The sequence below is a fragment of the Vibrio sp. 1F169 genome, from assembly GCF_041439605.1.
GTDB lineage: Bacteria > Pseudomonadota > Gammaproteobacteria > Enterobacterales > Vibrionaceae > Vibrio > Vibrio tasmaniensis_A.
On sequence record NZ_JBGOOI010000006.1, the window covers coordinates 49016 to 65164 of the forward strand.

The 16149-nt window shown below is 44.7% G+C and carries 12 protein-coding genes; 10 read left to right on the forward strand and 2 right to left on the reverse strand.

The window, feature by feature from the left end:
* Positions 1 to 83: 83 nt before the first annotated feature.
* The 8 genes from sdhC (at position 84) to sucD (ending at position 9702) form a co-directional block, all read left to right on the forward strand.
* Positions 84 to 476, forward strand: coding sequence for a succinate dehydrogenase cytochrome b556 subunit (sdhC, locus tag ACED53_RS04155; RefSeq protein WP_012604532.1), 393 nt, complete (start codon positions 84 to 86; stop codon positions 474 to 476).
* Complete coding sequence (sdhD, locus tag ACED53_RS04160; protein ID WP_004734215.1) at positions 470 to 817, forward strand: succinate dehydrogenase, hydrophobic membrane anchor protein; 348 nt, start codon at positions 470 to 472, stop codon at positions 815 to 817. Before sdhC ends, sdhD begins: the two co-directional genes overlap by 7 nt.
* Positions 818 to 2584 (forward strand): succinate dehydrogenase flavoprotein subunit, encoded by a 1767-nt coding sequence (gene sdhA, locus ACED53_RS04165; RefSeq protein WP_009847321.1) that lies wholly within the window; start codon positions 818 to 820, stop codon positions 2582 to 2584.
* Positions 2585 to 2596: 12 nt separating this feature from the next.
* Positions 2597 to 3310: a succinate dehydrogenase iron-sulfur subunit gene (locus ACED53_RS04170; protein ID WP_009847320.1), complete on the forward strand. Its 714-nt coding sequence runs from the start codon at positions 2597 to 2599 to the stop codon at positions 3308 to 3310.
* A 97-nt stretch (positions 3311 to 3407) separates the two neighbouring features.
* Positions 3408 to 6227: a 2-oxoglutarate dehydrogenase E1 component gene (gene sucA / locus ACED53_RS04175; RefSeq protein WP_009847319.1), complete on the forward strand. Its 2820-nt coding sequence runs from the start codon at positions 3408 to 3410 to the stop codon at positions 6225 to 6227.
* A 21-nt stretch (positions 6228 to 6248) separates the two neighbouring features.
* Positions 6249 to 7457 (forward strand): 2-oxoglutarate dehydrogenase complex dihydrolipoyllysine-residue succinyltransferase, encoded by a 1209-nt coding sequence (odhB, locus tag ACED53_RS04180; RefSeq protein ID WP_009847318.1) that lies wholly within the window; start codon positions 6249 to 6251, stop codon positions 7455 to 7457.
* A 206-nt stretch (positions 7458 to 7663) separates the two neighbouring features.
* Positions 7664 to 8830: an ADP-forming succinate--CoA ligase subunit beta gene (gene sucC, locus ACED53_RS04185; protein ID WP_009847317.1), complete on the forward strand. Its 1167-nt coding sequence runs from the start codon at positions 7664 to 7666 to the stop codon at positions 8828 to 8830.
* Positions 8830 to 9702, forward strand: coding sequence for a succinate--CoA ligase subunit alpha (sucD, locus tag ACED53_RS04190; protein WP_017096870.1), 873 nt, complete (start codon positions 8830 to 8832; stop codon positions 9700 to 9702). The genes sucC and sucD overlap by 1 nt, the downstream gene beginning before the upstream one ends.
* Positions 9703 to 9852: 150 nt before the next feature.
* Here the strand turns inward: sucD and znuB are convergent, their stop codons facing one another.
* Together znuB and znuC are read right to left on the reverse strand one after the other, a co-directional pair.
* Positions 9853 to 10638 carry a zinc ABC transporter permease subunit ZnuB gene (gene znuB / locus ACED53_RS04195; protein ID WP_009847315.1) on the reverse strand — a complete coding sequence of 262 codons (786 nt, stop codon included), beginning with the start codon at positions 10636 to 10638 and terminating at the stop codon, positions 9853 to 9855.
* On the reverse strand, positions 10638 to 11417 hold the full coding sequence (znuC, locus tag ACED53_RS04200; RefSeq protein WP_012604527.1) for a zinc ABC transporter ATP-binding protein ZnuC: 780 nt from the start codon (positions 11415 to 11417) through the stop codon (positions 10638 to 10640). The genes znuB and znuC overlap by 1 nt, the downstream gene beginning before the upstream one ends.
* 83 nt (positions 11418 to 11500) lie before the next feature.
* Here znuC and znuA point away from each other — a divergent pair, with 83 nt between their 5' ends.
* Positions 11501 to 12385 carry a zinc ABC transporter substrate-binding protein ZnuA gene (znuA, locus tag ACED53_RS04205; RefSeq protein WP_017101224.1) on the forward strand — a complete coding sequence of 295 codons (885 nt, stop codon included), beginning with the start codon at positions 11501 to 11503 and terminating at the stop codon, positions 12383 to 12385.
* 246 nt (positions 12386 to 12631) lie between these two features.
* Positions 12632 to 16018 (forward strand): helix-turn-helix domain-containing protein, encoded by a 3387-nt coding sequence (locus ACED53_RS04210; protein WP_017101225.1) that lies wholly within the window; start codon positions 12632 to 12634, stop codon positions 16016 to 16018.
* Positions 16019 to 16149 lie beyond the last annotated feature (131 nt).

Here is a 16149-nt window from a genome sequence, read left to right on the forward strand (position 1 = left end):
TTAAATTTTGAGGGTTTGCAATCAAATTTTGTCCATAACAATACATAAGGTTATTTAATGACCATCATGCTCAATGGAGCTGAGTGAGCGAGCCCGTGAAAGAAAGAAAGACAAGACCTGTTAATTTAGATTTACAGACCATCCACTTTCCTATCACAGCAATAGCTTCCATCCTACACCGTGTGTCTGGGGTGATTACTTTTGTTGCGATCGGAATTCTGCTTTGGTTACTATCCATTTCCCTCTCTTCCCCTGTAGGCTTTATGGAAGCTAGCGACATTGTCGACGGTTTCTTCGTGAAGTTTATTCTGTGGGGCATTTTAACCGCTTTGGCTTACCACATTGCTGGTGGTATTCGTCACCTTCTTATGGACCTTGGTCACTTTGAAGAGCTGGAATCTGGCGCTAAGAGCGCGAAGGTTGCATTCGCAGCAACAGCGGTATTGTCTCTACTAGCGGGGATCTTAGTATGGTAAACAACGTTTCTACTTTTGGTCGTAATGGTGTGCATGATTATCTATTGATTCGTGCAACAGCCATCATTATGACGCTTTACACTATCTACCTAGTGAGCTTCTGTGCTTTCTCAGGTGATATTTCTTACGCATCTTGGACGCAATTCTTTGGTGGTACTTTCACTAAAGTCTTCACCATGTTAGCGCTTACTTCAATTTTGGTTCACGCGTGGATCGGCTTGTGGCAAGTACTAACTGACTACATCAAATGTGCAAAATTGCGCGTTGGTCTTCAAGTCGGTGTTGTTGCGGTTCTTCTAGGATATTTCTTCTCTGGTCTGTTTATTTTGTGGGGTGCGTAAGTGACTATTCCTGTTCGTGAGTTTGATGCTGTAGTAATTGGCGCTGGTGGTGCTGGTATGCGCGCCGCGCTACAAATTTCTGAGCAAGGCCTATCTTGTGCGTTGCTTTCTAAAGTTTTCCCAACTCGTTCTCATACTGTATCTGCGCAAGGTGGTATCACCGTTGCTCTTGGTAATGCGCATGAAGATCACTGGGAACAACACATGTACGACACGGTAAAAGGTTCCGATTACATCGGCGACCAAGATGCTATCGAATACATGTGTAAAAATGGTCCTGAGTCGGTTATCGAACTAGAAAAAATGGGTCTTCCATTTTCTCGTTTTGATAACGGTAGTATTTACCAACGTCCGTTTGGTGGCCAATCTAAGAATTTTGGTGGTGAGCAAGCGGCTCGTACCGCAGCGGCAGCCGACCGTACTGGTCACGCACTGTTACACACGCTTTACCAACAAAACATTAAACACAAAACGACGGTTTTCTCTGAGTGGTATGCACTGGATCTTGTTAAAAACGAAGATGGTGCAATCTTAGGTACTACCGCGCTTTGTATGGAGACGGGTGAGGTTTGCTACTTCAAAGCGAAGGCAACAATCCTTGCTACTGGTGGTGCTGGTCGTATTTACGCATCAACAACCAATGCTCACATTAACACTGGTGACGGTGTTGGCATGGCGATTCGTGCAGGCGTTCCAATGCAAGACATCGAAATGTGGCAGTTCCACCCAACGGGTATCGCTGGCGCAGGTGTTTTGGTAACAGAAGGTTGTCGTGGTGAAGGTGGTTACCTTCTCAATAAAGACGGCGAGCGCTTCATGGAACGTTATGCTCCGAATGCTAAAGATTTAGCTGGTCGTGATGTTGTAGCTCGTTCGATGATGGTTGAGATTCGTGAAGGTCGTGGTTGTGATGGTCCATGGGGTCCACACATCAAGCTGAAACTCGATCACCTAGGTAAAGAGACGCTTGAATCTCGTCTACCGGGTGTATGTGAGCTTTCTCGTACGTTCGCTCACGTTGATCCTGTTAAAGAACCAATTCCTGTAATCCCAACGTGTCACTACATGATGGGTGGTGTTCCTACACAGGTTTCTGGTCAAGCAATTAAACAAACTGAAGACGGTACAGACGTTGAAATTCAAGGTCTATTCGCTTGTGGCGAAATCGCTTCAGTATCAGTACACGGTGCAAACCGTCTAGGTGGCAACTCGCTACTTGATTTGGTTGTGTTCGGTCGTGCGACAGGTCTTCACCTTGGTGAGACTTTGAACAAACAAGCTGAAGCAAAACCTGCAACTGAAGCTGACATTGAACGTTCACTAGAGCGCTACAATCGTTGGGAAAACAGTACTGACGGTGAAGATCCTGCGGTAATTCGTAAAGACCTTCAGCAATGTATGCAGAACAACTTCTCTGTATTCCGTGAAGGTAAAGCGATGGCTGACGGCTTAGAAGAGCTGAAAGTGATTCGTGAGCGTCTTAAAAATGCACACCTTTCAGACAAGTCGACTGAGTTCAACACGCAACGTATTGAGTGTTTAGAGCTTGAAAACTTGATGGAAACGGCATTCGCAACCGCGGTTGCAGCAAACTTCCGTACAGAGAGTCGTGGAGCGCATGCTCGTTTCGACTTCCCAGATCGTGATGATGAGCAATGGCTATGCCATTCTCTGTACAACCCTGAATCAGAAAGTATGACTAAGCGTGGCGTGAACATGGAACCTATCCATCGTGAAGCATTCCCGCCGAAAGCACGTACGTACTAAGGAGATATGACCATGAAACTGAATTTCTCTTTATACCGTTACAACCCAGATGTGGACCAGAAACCTTACATGAAAGAGTACACCCTAGAGGTGGAAGAAGGTTCTGACATGATGCTTTTGGACGCGCTTATTCTTTTGAAAGAGCAAGATCCAACGATTTCATTCCGTCGCTCATGCCGTGAAGGTGTATGTGGTTCTGATGGTTTGAACATGAATGGTAAAAATGGATTGGCGTGTATCACGCCACTGTCTGCACTTTCTGGCCAAGATAAGATCGTAATTCGCCCACTTCCAGGTTTGCCTGTTGTGCGTGATTTAATCGTAGACATGACTCAGTTCTACGATAACTACGAAAAAGTTAAGCCGTTCTTAGTGTCTGATGGCAATGTGCCACCGGCTCGTGAAAACCTACAAAGCCCTGATGAGCGTGCTCATTTAGATGGTTTGTATGAATGTATTATGTGTGCATGTTGTACGACTTCATGCCCATCATTCTGGTGGAATCCAGATAAGTTCATCGGACCAGCAGGCCTACTTGCAGCATACCGTTGGCTAATAGATAGCCGAGATACGGCGACAGACGAACGTCTGTCCGATCTTGATGATGCATTTAGCGTTTTTCGTTGCCATGGCATCATGAATTGTGTAAGTGTTTGTCCTAAGGGATTAAATCCGACGAAAGCGATTGGTCACATTAAGACCATGCTAGTGAATCGTTCGGTTTAAGTTATATAAAAATTGCCGCCCTAGAAGTTTTGGGGCGGCCTTTTAATAGCTCGGCATAGACCGCAGCAAACGTGAAAACTACTGGTTAAGGGAAAATATGCACAACGGCGTGATGAAGGCATGGCTCGAGTCTTCACACTTGGCTGGCGCCAATGCAACGTACGTAGAAGAACTCTATGAACTGTATCTTAGTGACCCCGATTCGGTAAGTGACGAATGGAGAAGTGTTTTTGAAGAACTGCCTGTGCAAGCTTCAGAAGCAGTGGAACAACCACACTCTCGTGTTCGTGAATACTTCCGTCGACTCGCTCAAGAAACAAAGCATTACAGTGTCCAAGTTAGTGATCCAGATGTCGATGCGAAACAAGTAAAGGTTCTGCAACTTATTAATGCCTATCGATTCCGAGGGCATCAATCAGCAAATCTAGACCCCCTAGGTTTATGGGAAAGAGATACAGTCGCTGAACTGGATCCTTCTTTCCACACTCTTACCGAAGATGACCTCAATGAGACGTTTAACGTCGGCTCCTACGCCATTGGCCAAGAGACGATGGTGCTTCGAGATTTGTACAAATCTTTAAAGCAAACGTATTGTGGTTCGATTGGTGCTGAATACATGCACATGACTAACACAGAGCAAAAGCGTTGGATCCAACAACGTTTAGAGTCTGTTTCTGGTCAACCCTCTTTCGATAAAGAAGAAAAGCAAGCTTTCCTAGAAGAGCTAACGGCTGCTGAAGGTCTTGAGCGCTATCTTGGTGCTAAATTCCCAGGCGCAAAACGCTTCTCGTTGGAAGGTGGTGATGCGTTGATCCCAATGACGAAGGAAATTATTCGTCATGCTGGTGGACAAGGCATGCGTGAAGTTGTTGTTGGTATGGCTCACCGTGGTCGTCTAAACATGCTGGTCAATGTGCTTGGTAAAAAGCCACAAGACCTGTTTGACGAGTTTGCGGGCAAGCACAGCGATGACTCGTGGGGCACTGGTGATGTGAAATACCACCAAGGTTTCTCTGCGGATTTCGCAACACCAGGCGGCAACGTTCACTTAGCACTTGCATTTAACCCATCTCACTTAGAAATCGTAAACCCGGTAGTTATCGGTTCGGTACGTGCTCGCCAAGATCGTCTAGACGATAAAGATGGCAGTCGTGTACTTCCAATTACTATCCATGGTGATTCAGCTATCGCTGGCCAGGGTGTAGTACAAGAGACGTTCAACATGTCTCAAGCTCGTGGTTTCTGTGTTGGTGGTACGGTTCGTATCGTTGTAAATAACCAAGTTGGTTTTACGACGTCTAACCCTCGCGATACACGTTCTACGATGTACTGTACAGATATCGCGAAGATGGTTCAGGCTCCGATTTTCCACGTTAATTCTGATGATCCAGAAGCGGTTGCGTTCGTAGCGCGTCTTGCATTGGATTACCGTAATACCTTCAAGCGTGATGTTGTTATTGATTTGGTTTGTTACCGTCGCCACGGTCACAACGAAGCCGATGAGCCGAATGCAACACAGCCTTTGATGTACCAAAAAATCAAGAAGCATCCAACACCACGTAAGCTTTACGCTGACGTGCTAATGGAGCGTGGAGAGTTTGGTATTGATACGGCAACTCAACTGGTTAACGAATATCGTGATGCACTTGATCACGGTGAAGTTGTGGTTAAAGAGTGGCGCCCAATGGCACTTCACTCTGTGGACTGGTCTCCTTACCTAGGTCACGACTGGAACATCGAGTGGGACAATAAGATTGATATCGAGCGCCTGAAAGAGCTTGGTACTAAACTTTGCCAATACCCAGACAGCCACAAGCTGCAAAGCCGAGTAAATAAACTGTACAACGATCGAACTGCCATGGTGAATGGTGAGAAACAAGTCGATTGGGGTATGGCTGAAACACTGGCTTACGCAACACTTGTTGACGACGGTAAGCGTATTCGTATCTCTGGCCAAGATTCAGGTCGTGGTACGTTCTTCCACCGTCACTCAGTACTGCACAATCAATCAGATGCAAGCACGTATGTTCCTCTTGCGAACATTCATGATAAACAAGGGCCATTCCAAGTGTTTGACTCTGTGTTATCTGAAGAAGCGGTACTCGCATTTGAGTATGGCTATGCGACAGCAGAGCCAAGCGGTCTCACCCTTTGGGAAGCACAATTTGGTGATTTCGCAAACGGTGCACAAGTTGTTATCGACCAATTCATTTCATCAGGTGAGCAAAAGTGGGCACGTCTATGTGGTCTAACTATGTTGCTTCCTCACGGTTATGAAGGCCAAGGCCCTGAGCACTCTTCTGCGCGTCTTGAGCGTTACCTTCAGTTGTGTGCTGAACAAAACATGCAGGTTGTTGTTCCTTCAACGCCAGCTCAGGTTTATCACATGATTCGCCGTCAGGTTGTTCGACCAATGCGTCGTCCACTGATTGTAATGTCACCTAAGTCATTGCTTCGTCACCCTTTGTGTACATCTTCTCTTGAAGATTTGGCAGAAGGCACGTTCCAACCAGCTATCGCAGAAATTGATGATCTGGCTCCTGAGAACGTAAAACGCGTCGTGTTCTGTTCAGGTAAGGTTTACTTTGACCTGCTTGACCAAAGACGTAAGAACGAGCAAGACGATGTCGCTATTGTACGTATTGAGCAACTTTACCCGTTCCCTTATGAGGACGTGAGAGCTGCCATCGCACAATACACCAATGTAGTCGATTACGTTTGGTGTCAAGAAGAGCCACAAAACCAAGGTGCTTGGTACAGTAGCCAACATAATTTCCGAGCTGCTATCCCAGTGGGTGCTGATATTCAATACGCAGGTCGTCCTGCATCAGCGTCACCAGCTGTTGGCTATATGTCGGTACACTTGAAACAACAAAAGGCGTTAGTTGACGACGCTTTGACCCTACTTAAGAACTAGAAGTAAAAGGAAAATACGCACATGACAATTGAAATTCTGGTTCCAGATTTACCTGAATCTGTGGCTGATGCAACAGTAGCGACTTGGCACAAAAAACCAGGCGAAGCCGTTGCACGTGATGAAGTCATTGTAGACATCGAAACAGATAAAGTAGTTCTAGAAGTACCGGCTCCTGAAGCGGGTGTTCTGGAAGCTATCATCGAAGAAGAGGGTGCTACGGTACTTTCTAAGCAGCTTCTGGCTAAAATTAAGCCTGGTGCTGTCGCTGGTGAACCAACGAAAGACACGACTGAAGATACAGAAGCTTCTCCTGATAAACGCCACAAAGCGGCACTGACAGAAGAAAGCAACGACGCACTAAGCCCTGCTGTTCGTCGTCTTCTTGCTGAACACAACCTACAACCAGCTGACGTTAAAGGCACTGGTGTTGGTGGTCGTATTACTCGTGAAGACATCGATGCACACCTAGCAGCAGCGAAAGCGGCTCCGGCAGCAGCATCTGCACCAGCAGTTGAAGCGCCAGCAGCGGCTCGTAGCCAAAAACGCGTGCCTATGACTCGCCTACGTAAGACAGTTGCAAACCGTCTTCTAGAAGCGAAGAACAGCACAGCGATGCTGACTACTTTCAACGAAGTGAACATGAAGCCAATCATGGATCTTCGTAAGCAGTACAAAGACCAATTCGAGAAGCGTCACGATACGCGTCTTGGTTTCATGTCTTTCTACGTGAAAGCAGTAACAGAAGCACTGAAGCGTTTCCCAGAAGTCAACGCTTCTATCGATGGTACAGATATCGTTTACCACAACTACTTCGACATCAGCATGGCAGTATCAACACCACGTGGTCTAGTAACTCCAGTACTGAAAGACTGTGACACACTAGGTTTCGCTGACATTGAAAAAGGCATCAAAGAGCTAGCAATCAAAGGCCGTGACGGCAAGCTAACTGTTGATGAGTTGATGGGCGGTAACTTTACTATCACGAACGGTGGTGTATTTGGTTCTCTAATGTCTACGCCAATCATCAACCCGCCTCAAGCGGCAATTTTGGGTATGCACAAAATCCAAGATCGTCCAATGGCTGTTGATGGCAAGGTTGAGATCTTACCAATGATGTACCTAGCGCTTTCTTACGATCACCGTCTAATCGACGGTCGAGAATCAGTTGGCTTCCTAGTGACAATCAAAGAGCTCCTGGAAGATCCTGCACGTCTGCTATTAGACGTTTAGTATCTCTAAAACGTCTAGTTAACCCGGTTAGCTAGACGTAAAAAGTTTCAAAGGCTAGGCTGCTCAACGTCTGGCCTTCAATTGAACTGTAAAGCCATTAGAAAATGGACAGCAGTTGATTTGAGAAGACCCTACAGACGTACCACAGGAAACTGTGTCGTTATGGAAATAATAATCCCTTAAGGGAAAATAAACGGAATATCAAAATGAATTTGCATGAATACCAAGCCAAACAGCTGTTTGCAGAATTCGGTTTGCCTGTACCAGAAGGTTTCGCATGTGATACTGCACAAGAAGCTTTCGAAGCTGCAGGTCGTATCAGTACAGCCAAGAAAGTCGTTAAGTGTCAAGTACACGCTGGTGGTCGCGGTAAAGCGGGCGGCGTAGAGCTACATGACACCAAAGAAGGCGTTAAAGAGTTTGCACAAAAGTGGCTAGGTAAAAACCTAGTGACTTACCAAACAGACGCTAATGGTCAACCTGTAACAAAGATCCTAGTTGAAGAAGCATCGAACATTGCTAACGAACTTTACCTAGGTGCTGTTGTTGACCGTGCAACGCGCAAAATTGTATTCATGGCGTCAACTGAAGGCGGCGTGGACATTGAGAAAATCGCTGAAGAAACTCCAGAGTTGATTCACCAATCAGCGATCGATCCTCTAGTGGGCCCTCAAGCTTACCAAGGCCGTGAACTTGCGTTCAAACTTGGTCTAGTTGGCGATCAAATTAAACAGTTCGTTAAGATCTTCATGGGTCTTGGCCAAATGTTCTCTCAGTACGACCTAGCTCTACTAGAAATCAACCCGCTTGTAATTACTGGCGAAGGCAACCTGCTTTGTCTAGACGGCAAGATCAACATTGACTCAAACGCAATGTACCGTCAGCCAAAGCTTCGTGAAATGCACGATCCTTCACAAGAAGACGAGCGTGAAGCGCACGCAGCTCAGTGGGAACTGAACTACGTAGCACTTGATGGCAACGTTGGCTGTATGGTTAACGGTGCAGGCCTTGCGATGGGTACGATGGATATCGTAAACCTACACGGCGGCAAGCCAGCAAACTTCCTTGATGTAGGCGGCGGCGCGACAAAAGAGCGTGTAGCTGAAGCATTCAAGATCATCCTTTCTGATGACAATGTTAAAGCAGTACTCGTAAACATTTTCGGTGGCATCGTTCGTTGTGACATGATCGCTGAAGGTATTATCGGTGCAGTTAAAGAAGTAGGCGTAACAGTTCCAGTAGTTGTTCGTCTAGAAGGTACAAACGCAGACCTAGGTCGCGAAGTACTTGCTAATTCTGATGTTGATATCATTGCTGCTGTATCTCTAACAGATGCTGCTCAGAAAGTTGTTGCTGCTGCGGAGGCTAAATAATGTCTGTATTAATTAACAAAGACACTAAAGTAATCTGTCAGGGTTTCACTGGCGGTCAAGGTACATTCCACTCAGACCAAGCTATCGCATACGGTACGCAAATGGTTGGTGGTGTTTCACCTGGTAAAGGTGGTCAAACTCACCTAGGCCTTCCAGTATTCAACACAGTACGTGAAGCAGTAGAAGCGACTGGTGCAACAGCAACAGTTATCTACGTACCAGCACCTTTCTGTAAAGATGCAATCCTAGAAGCGATTGATGCAGGTATCGAACTGATCGTAACAATCACTGAAGGTATCCCTACTACAGACATGATCGACGTTAAAGTGAAGCTAGAAGAAACTGGCGTTCGCATGATCGGTCCTAACTGTCCTGGTCTTATCACTCCAGACGAGTGTAAGATTGGTATCATGCCTGGCCATATCCACAAGAAGGGTAAAGTAGGTATCGTATCTCGTTCAGGAACTCTGACGTACGAAGCAGTTAAACAAACAACAGATGAAGGCTTTGGTCAGTCTACATGTGTTGGTATCGGTGGTGACCCTATTCCAGGTTCAAACTTCATTGATATCCTAAAACTTTTCCAAGAAGACCCAGAGACTGAAGCAATCGTAATGATTGGTGAGATCGGTGGTACTGCGGAAGAAGAAGCGGCTGAGTTCATCAAAGCAAACGTAACTAAGCCAGTTGTATCTTACATCGCTGGTGTTACTGCTCCTCCGGGTAAACGTATGGGCCACGCAGGCGCAATCATCTCTGGTGGTAAAGGTACTGCTGAAGATAAATTCGCAGCACTAGAAGCAGCAGGTGTTAAGACTGTTAAGTCTCTTGCTGACATCGGTAAAGGCCTACGTGAAATCACGGGTTGGTAATCAGCTGGCTTTTGTTTAACGAGATAGAAGTTAACTGAACGATATAAGAAAGGCTTGGTCATTGACCAAGCCTTTTTTGTATGTTTTCAATGATACGAGATACGAGATACGAGATACGAGATACGAGATACGAGATCGTACTGATAAGTGCTAAGCTCGGCTTCTAACCATTTGAGATAACATAAACATTGCTGCAGCACTGATAACAACAGAAGGGCCGGCCGGTGTGTCATAGAACCAAGACAAGCTCAATCCTCCGAACACAGCGATAGAACCAATTACCGATGCAAGGAATGCCATTTGTTCGGGTGTATTGGCGAATTTTCTTGCCGTTGCTGCCGGAATGATAAGTAGTGAGGTCATGATTAACGCACCAACAAACTTCATACCTACTGCAATCACGATCCCAACCAATAGCATCAAAATAAGACGCATTAAATCAATGTTGATGCCATCAACCGCTGCGAGATCTTCGTTAACGGTCGTCGACAATAGTGGTCGCCAAAAGATAGCAAGTACCACTCCAATCACGGCAGCACCCGCATAGATGAATACCAAATCTGTCGGAGACACTGCAAGCAAGTCACCAAATAGGTAGCTCATTAGGTCAACGCGAACGTTATCTAAGAAACTCACGGCGACAAGACCCAAAGACAGAGCGCTGTGCGCCAAAATACCGAGTAGGGTATCGGTCGCGACTAGCTTTTGTTTTTGTAAAGTCACTAGCAACACAGCTAGCATCAAACAACAAATCAGCAGCGCGAAATACAAGTTAATGTTGAACAGAAAGCCAAGTGCTAAGCCCATCAAAGAAGCGTGAGCAAGCGTGTCACCAAAGTAAGCCATCTTGCGCCACACCACGAATGAACCTAGTGGCCCCGCGATTAGAGCAATGCCCAAGCCAGCTAAAATAGAGGGAAGAAGAAACTCAAGCATTAGTGGTGTCCGTGTTTATGGTTTGAACATTCATGCACGTCGCCTTCGACAGGCTGTCCTGCGAGATCATGATGGTGATGTTCGTGTTGGTGGTGATAAAAGGCTAAGGTCTCTTGGGTCGCGGTGCCAAAAAGTGCGATATAAGAGGGGTGGTGTTTGATGTCTGCCGGTGCGCCTGAACAGCAGATATGGTGATGCAAACAGATAACATCGTCTGTTTTTGCCATCACTAAATGCAGATCGTGTGAAACCATAAATACGGCACAACCAAAACGGTGGCGAATGGTATCGATCAGGTCGTACAGGTCTATTTGGCCTTGTACATCAACACCTTGTGCGGGTTCATCAAGAACCAGTAGATCGGGTCTTCTTAGCAATGAACGAGCAATTAGCACACGTTGGTTTTCACCGCCAGATAGTTGGTGCATGTTGCTCTTTTGTAGATGTTCAGCACCAACGAGCTTCAATGCTTCAAGGATCTCTTGCTGACTGAACTTACCAGTGAGCTTTAGAAAACGTTCTACATTGAGCGGTAGTGAATCATTGAGCTTTAATTTTTGTGGTACATAGCCAATTTTCAGTTTTTTAGCTTTTGTTATTGTGCCTGAAAATTTGGTCTGTAAACCTAATACCACTTTTACTAATGTCGACTTTCCTGCACCGTTTGGCCCAATCAGGGTGGTGATTCTGCCGCGCTCTAAATTTAGAGAGATGTTATCTAGAACTTTTCGACCGTCAAATTCGACGCTCACAGAATCTAGTTGGATTAAATTATCCATGAATAGAACTCATTTGCAATTCGCTAATGTTATAATGTAACATTTACCTCAAGCCTAAGCTACTTTTCTATTAACGAGGAATTATGTCACGTTCATCTTTTATACTTGCTACTTTGCTTTTAGCGCCAAGTGTTGCAAGTGCCAATACTATTCTAACAAGCTTCAAACCAATTCAAATGATTGTGACAGAATTAACGCAGGGCGTTAGTGAACCGGATGTGTTGATGAACAGCAATGCTTCGCCGCACGATTATGCGCTTAAGCCATCGGATGTCAAAAAAGTTCATAGTGCCGATATGGTGATCTGGTTTGGCCCTGACCTAGAAGCTTTTTTGACCAAGGTGATTGGTTCTAAAGAAAACGTTATCAAGATCAGTGAGATTCCGGGGATTAACTTGAGAGAGTTTGGACATGAAGACCACGATGCTCATGAAGGGCACAACCATGGTAGTCATGACCCGCATTTTTGGTTGGGTATCGATCAAGTCGAGGTCGCGGCAAAATATATCTCAGCTAAGCTAATTGAGTCAGACTCTGATAACGCCATGGCGTATCAAGAGAACCTAGATTCATTCTTGATTGCCTTGAAAGAAAAGCAGCAGTCGATTCATGAACAGCTTGCGCTAGTTAAAGACAAAGGCTACTACGTATTCCATGACGCGTATGGTTACTTTGAGCAAGAGTTTGAGTTGAATAATTTAGGCCACTTTACGGTTAGCCCTGAACGTAAACCCGGAGCGAAAAGCTTGATAGCGATTAAGAAAACTCTGGTTCGTGACAATGTTCAATGCGTATTTTCAGAGCCTCAATTTACACCAGCGGTGATTGAATCGGTGACTCGTGGAAGTAACGCTAAACAAGGACAACTTGATCCTGTCGGTTCGCAGGTTGAAGTGAAGGGTGGAAGCTATTTTGATTTTCTTCAGCAGCTTACAGATAGTTACACAAGTTGCTTAAGTGGAAGGTAATCAATATTGAGTATTCTTTACGACACTTTGCTCTCGTTAATTGATGAATCATGCCGCTTTTTGCGGCATTTTCGTGACCGCTAAGATAAAACCTTCCAACAAATATCAAACCTCCTTTCTCCTTTGTCAATTTCAGCTAAAATAGAAAGATAATAATAAGCACAAAAAAACTCACTTTTTGGTTAATCAGCAACAAGCGCTGTGAGAACCAATATTTCATGTGTTGTTGCTGTTCAGGATTAAAAGTTGTATCGAATTATTTTCAAAATGTTCATCTTAATGAGCATTTCATTTAGCGTTCTTGCGGTAAATACATCACCCTCCGTTTTCTACCCTTTGCCCGTTCAAGCACAAGGGAACTTCCTTGCGGCAAAAAATCTGTACTTAGGTGAAGGTGGCGGACTCTGGGTTCATGATGTGCATGGAAAAATACTTTTTTATGATGGCAGAACCCTATTCCCTCGAAAAGGTAGCCTTTTGCAGTTTTCTTCAGAGAAAGTCGCGTTTCTTAACGATGAGTTTTGGACTTTCTTTGATAATGAGGTGTACCGACATAGCCCAGGAATCGGCAATGCACTTGCATTTAGTCTAAGCCCGGGGGCTGAGATCGCGAATATCGGTGCTTCCGGTGATTATATTTGGGTGACAGATGGCAGTAATTTCTATACGTACAATACTCAATCTTTAGAATTTAGCACTTACTCGCTTCTAAAATTGTATCGGCATAACAATAGCAGCGATATTACGATTAACGATGCTGAGCGGGTGCTGTCAAAATGGGTGCTTGCGACCAGCTCCGGAGTGTACCTTTCTGATAGCCAAGAATTTACTCATATCGCTGCATCAGAAAAAAATCATATAGAGACGCTGTATTTTTCGATGGCAAGACGTGAGTTAGTCATTGGTACATTGAATGGTGCAGTGATTATAGATCTTGCAAATCCTAAGAAAGAAAGGTGGGTGCGTGGTTCGCATGTTCTTTCTCTCGCTGAAACAACCGATCAATACTGGATTGGGACTGAGCATGGTCTTATCAGCTACAACTTTATTACGGGGCAAATTACACGATTTGAACAAGCCGATAATCAAGACTTTTCGTTACCGGGTGAAAAAATATATTCGTTAATTAACGACCATGCTGGTGGAATGTGGGTCGCGACCAATAACGGAATTCGATACTTTTCACTGTTCAGCAGGACATTCTCAAGAACGCCATTAACGGGAATGGGGATGCACTCGAGTAGTGTGGTGATAAACAAAGTACAGCTTGTTCGCGATCAACTGTCTTGGGTTGCTTCTTCCAGAGGTCTCTATTTGGTTGATTCTCAAAGTGAAGATAACCCCGTTCGTGTTTACTCTAACCCGGTACAGGACTTTGAGATCTTTGATTCTTCAATTTGGTTGGCGACTGCAGAAGGTATTATTAGTTTCAACACTGATACGTTAGAGGCTGAAAAGGTCGATCTACCAAGAGCGATTGAAGGTGTACCCGTTGAAAACTTTGCACTTGAAGCGGATAACATGCTTTGGATGACCTCGGGACAAAACCTTTATTCGTTATCTATCGAAACCAATAAGTTGACAAGTTATGGCACCGACTGGTTAGTTGATAAATTTTTGCCAGCAAAGATCACCGCTCTCAATATAGGTTTGCAAGGTCGTATTTATGTTGGTACTGATCACGGATTCTACTCTTTTCTTGATGAGAGAATTAGCTTTAGTCGTTCAAGCGAGCGGCTTGGCAAAGTGGTCGATATTGAAAAAGCGAAAGATGGATCCCAGTGGTTTGCGAGTAGCTATGGTGTGTATCGAATCCCTAATAACAGTTCTATTATTCAAGAGGTTACTCTTGTTGAGGAAAATATCAGTCCTAAATGTTTAATTAGCGATGATAATGGAATGTGGTTAGGCTCTTCGAAAGGTATTAGCTATTACGGATTGGATGGGCAACTGCATAAACATATCGGCTCACCATTTGGCTTGATCACCAATGAATTGGCTGCAGGTGCGTGTGCTCTGTTTTACAGCTCAGGTAGCCAGTCTACTAGGCTTATCTTTGGCTCAAGATATGGCGTGGTGAGTGCATTAGCTAATGAGCTATTGGTATCAACAACACCTCATAGCCGTGCATTGCTAAGCAAGATAAGTGTCGACCATCAGATAGTATCACTTGGTGGCAAGACAGCTGATTTAGATGAAATTCCTTATGGCTCATCAATCGGTTTTAAGATTGGAATTTTACCAGCGACATACACACCTGCAATGGAGTATCGACTAAGCGACAATGAACCTTGGAGTGAGTTTGAAGGGGGGTTACTAACACTCGATCACCTTCTTCCTGGGGACTATACGTTGGAAGTGAAACCCGTTAAGGACTCCCATTATCGCTTTACGTCAACGAACCAAAGCTTCTCTATTGCGGAACCTTGGTATCTGAGTAATTGGGCAGCAGCAAGCTCTCTTGTATTACTTATCTGTGTAGTGACTGCTTTGGTTTTTTGGCGATCGCGTTACGTCACTTTCGCCAACAGGCACTTAAAGGCGCAAGTTGCATTAAAGACAGATCAACTGAGGCATCAAAGCCGAATACTACTAACGACTAATCAACAGCTTAAAAAACAGCTGTCAGTTAAGAGTGCTCTTGTCACACATACTGCTAATGAACTCTCTTCTGAAGTTAATCATATCGCAGCTATGATCCCAAATTGGAATGATGAACAAGGTAAGTCGCCAATATTGACATTGAAAAATGGCTTGGCTCAGTTGAGTAACACGCCACAAGGGAAGGGAAAGGTTTGTTACGATATAATTTTAATCTTAGAAGCTGTACTCAAAGCTTGGCAGGACGATTTAGCCAAAGCCGGTATTGAACTGGATATTAAAGTTGAAACTAAACAACGACATGTATCCTTGCTGTATTTTAATCTTGATATTATTTTCAACAGTCTAGTCGCTAGCATCATTAAGAGAAATTTTAAGTCAAAGAGTATGGTGGTATTGGTTGAAGAGGTTAAAGAGCACCTTGTTGTGACGATTCGAGACCATGGAATGCCTTTCCCAAAATTGACTTCAAGCATTAATGACAATACTGGAAAGTCGACCGACCTAAACATCGAAAAGTTGCCATTATTGATGAACCAGAGCGGTGGTGAACTGAATGCTTTTGTCTCGGACTCTCAAAATAAGGTTCAGCTTTCGTGGCCAATTGAGTACCAAGTGCTCGATAATCTTGAAGCCAGCACAATTGAACAGATTGAAACCATTAAGCTTGCCGCTTCAACGCCAGAGCAGCAAAAACTGACAGCGGAACAAGAGTGGAAGAACAGAGTGTCGCAGCTTGTGAGTGAAAACTACGCTGATGCCGAGTTCAGTACTGCAACTGCTGCTAAGTATTTGTTTATGTCTGAGAGAAGCTTACAGAGACGTTTTAAATCTGCTTACAACAAGACCTTTAAAGAGCATTTGAATGAAGTACGTTTGGAGCATGCGTGCGAGCGGCTACTTGCGGGAGAGAGGATTTCAGACGTCGCGTTTGATTCTGGTTTCAATGACCCTTCCTATTTCAGTCAAAGGTTTAAACATCACTTTGGTATGTCGCCATCTAAGTTTGCTGAAAACAACGAAGATCAGTGAGCTAGGGACGTCCAGTTACAACATAGATAAAGATACTTTGAGCCTCGACATTCGTGTTGGGGCTTTTTTATGCTTCTACGAGATACGAGATACGAGATACGAGATACGAGATACGAGATACGAGATACGAG

Excerpts from the sequence above, each read along its gene's own strand:
- sdhD (WP_004734215.1), top strand. The coding sequence starts at position 470 with ATGGTAAACAACGTTTCTACTTTTGGTCGTAATGGTGTGCATGATTAT.
- ACED53_RS04170 (WP_009847320.1), top strand. The coding sequence starts at position 2,597 with ATGAAACTGAATTTCTCTTTATACCGTTACAACCCAGATGTGGACCAG.
- sucA (WP_009847319.1), top strand. The coding sequence starts at position 3,408 with ATGCACAACGGCGTGATGAAGGCATGGCTCGAGTCTTCACACTTGGCT.
- odhB (WP_009847318.1), top strand. The coding sequence starts at position 6,249 with ATGACAATTGAAATTCTGGTTCCAGATTTACCTGAATCTGTGGCTGAT.
- sucC (WP_009847317.1), top strand. The coding sequence starts at position 7,664 with ATGAATTTGCATGAATACCAAGCCAAACAGCTGTTTGCAGAATTCGGT.
- sucD (WP_017096870.1), top strand. The coding sequence starts at position 8,830 with ATGTCTGTATTAATTAACAAAGACACTAAAGTAATCTGTCAGGGTTTC.
- znuB (WP_009847315.1), bottom strand. The coding sequence starts at position 10,638 with ATGCTTGAGTTTCTTCTTCCCTCTATTTTAGCTGGCTTGGGCATTGCT.
- znuC (WP_012604527.1), bottom strand. The coding sequence starts at position 11,417 with ATGGATAATTTAATCCAACTAGATTCTGTGAGCGTCGAATTTGACGGT.
- znuA (WP_017101224.1), top strand. The coding sequence starts at position 11,501 with ATGTCACGTTCATCTTTTATACTTGCTACTTTGCTTTTAGCGCCAAGT.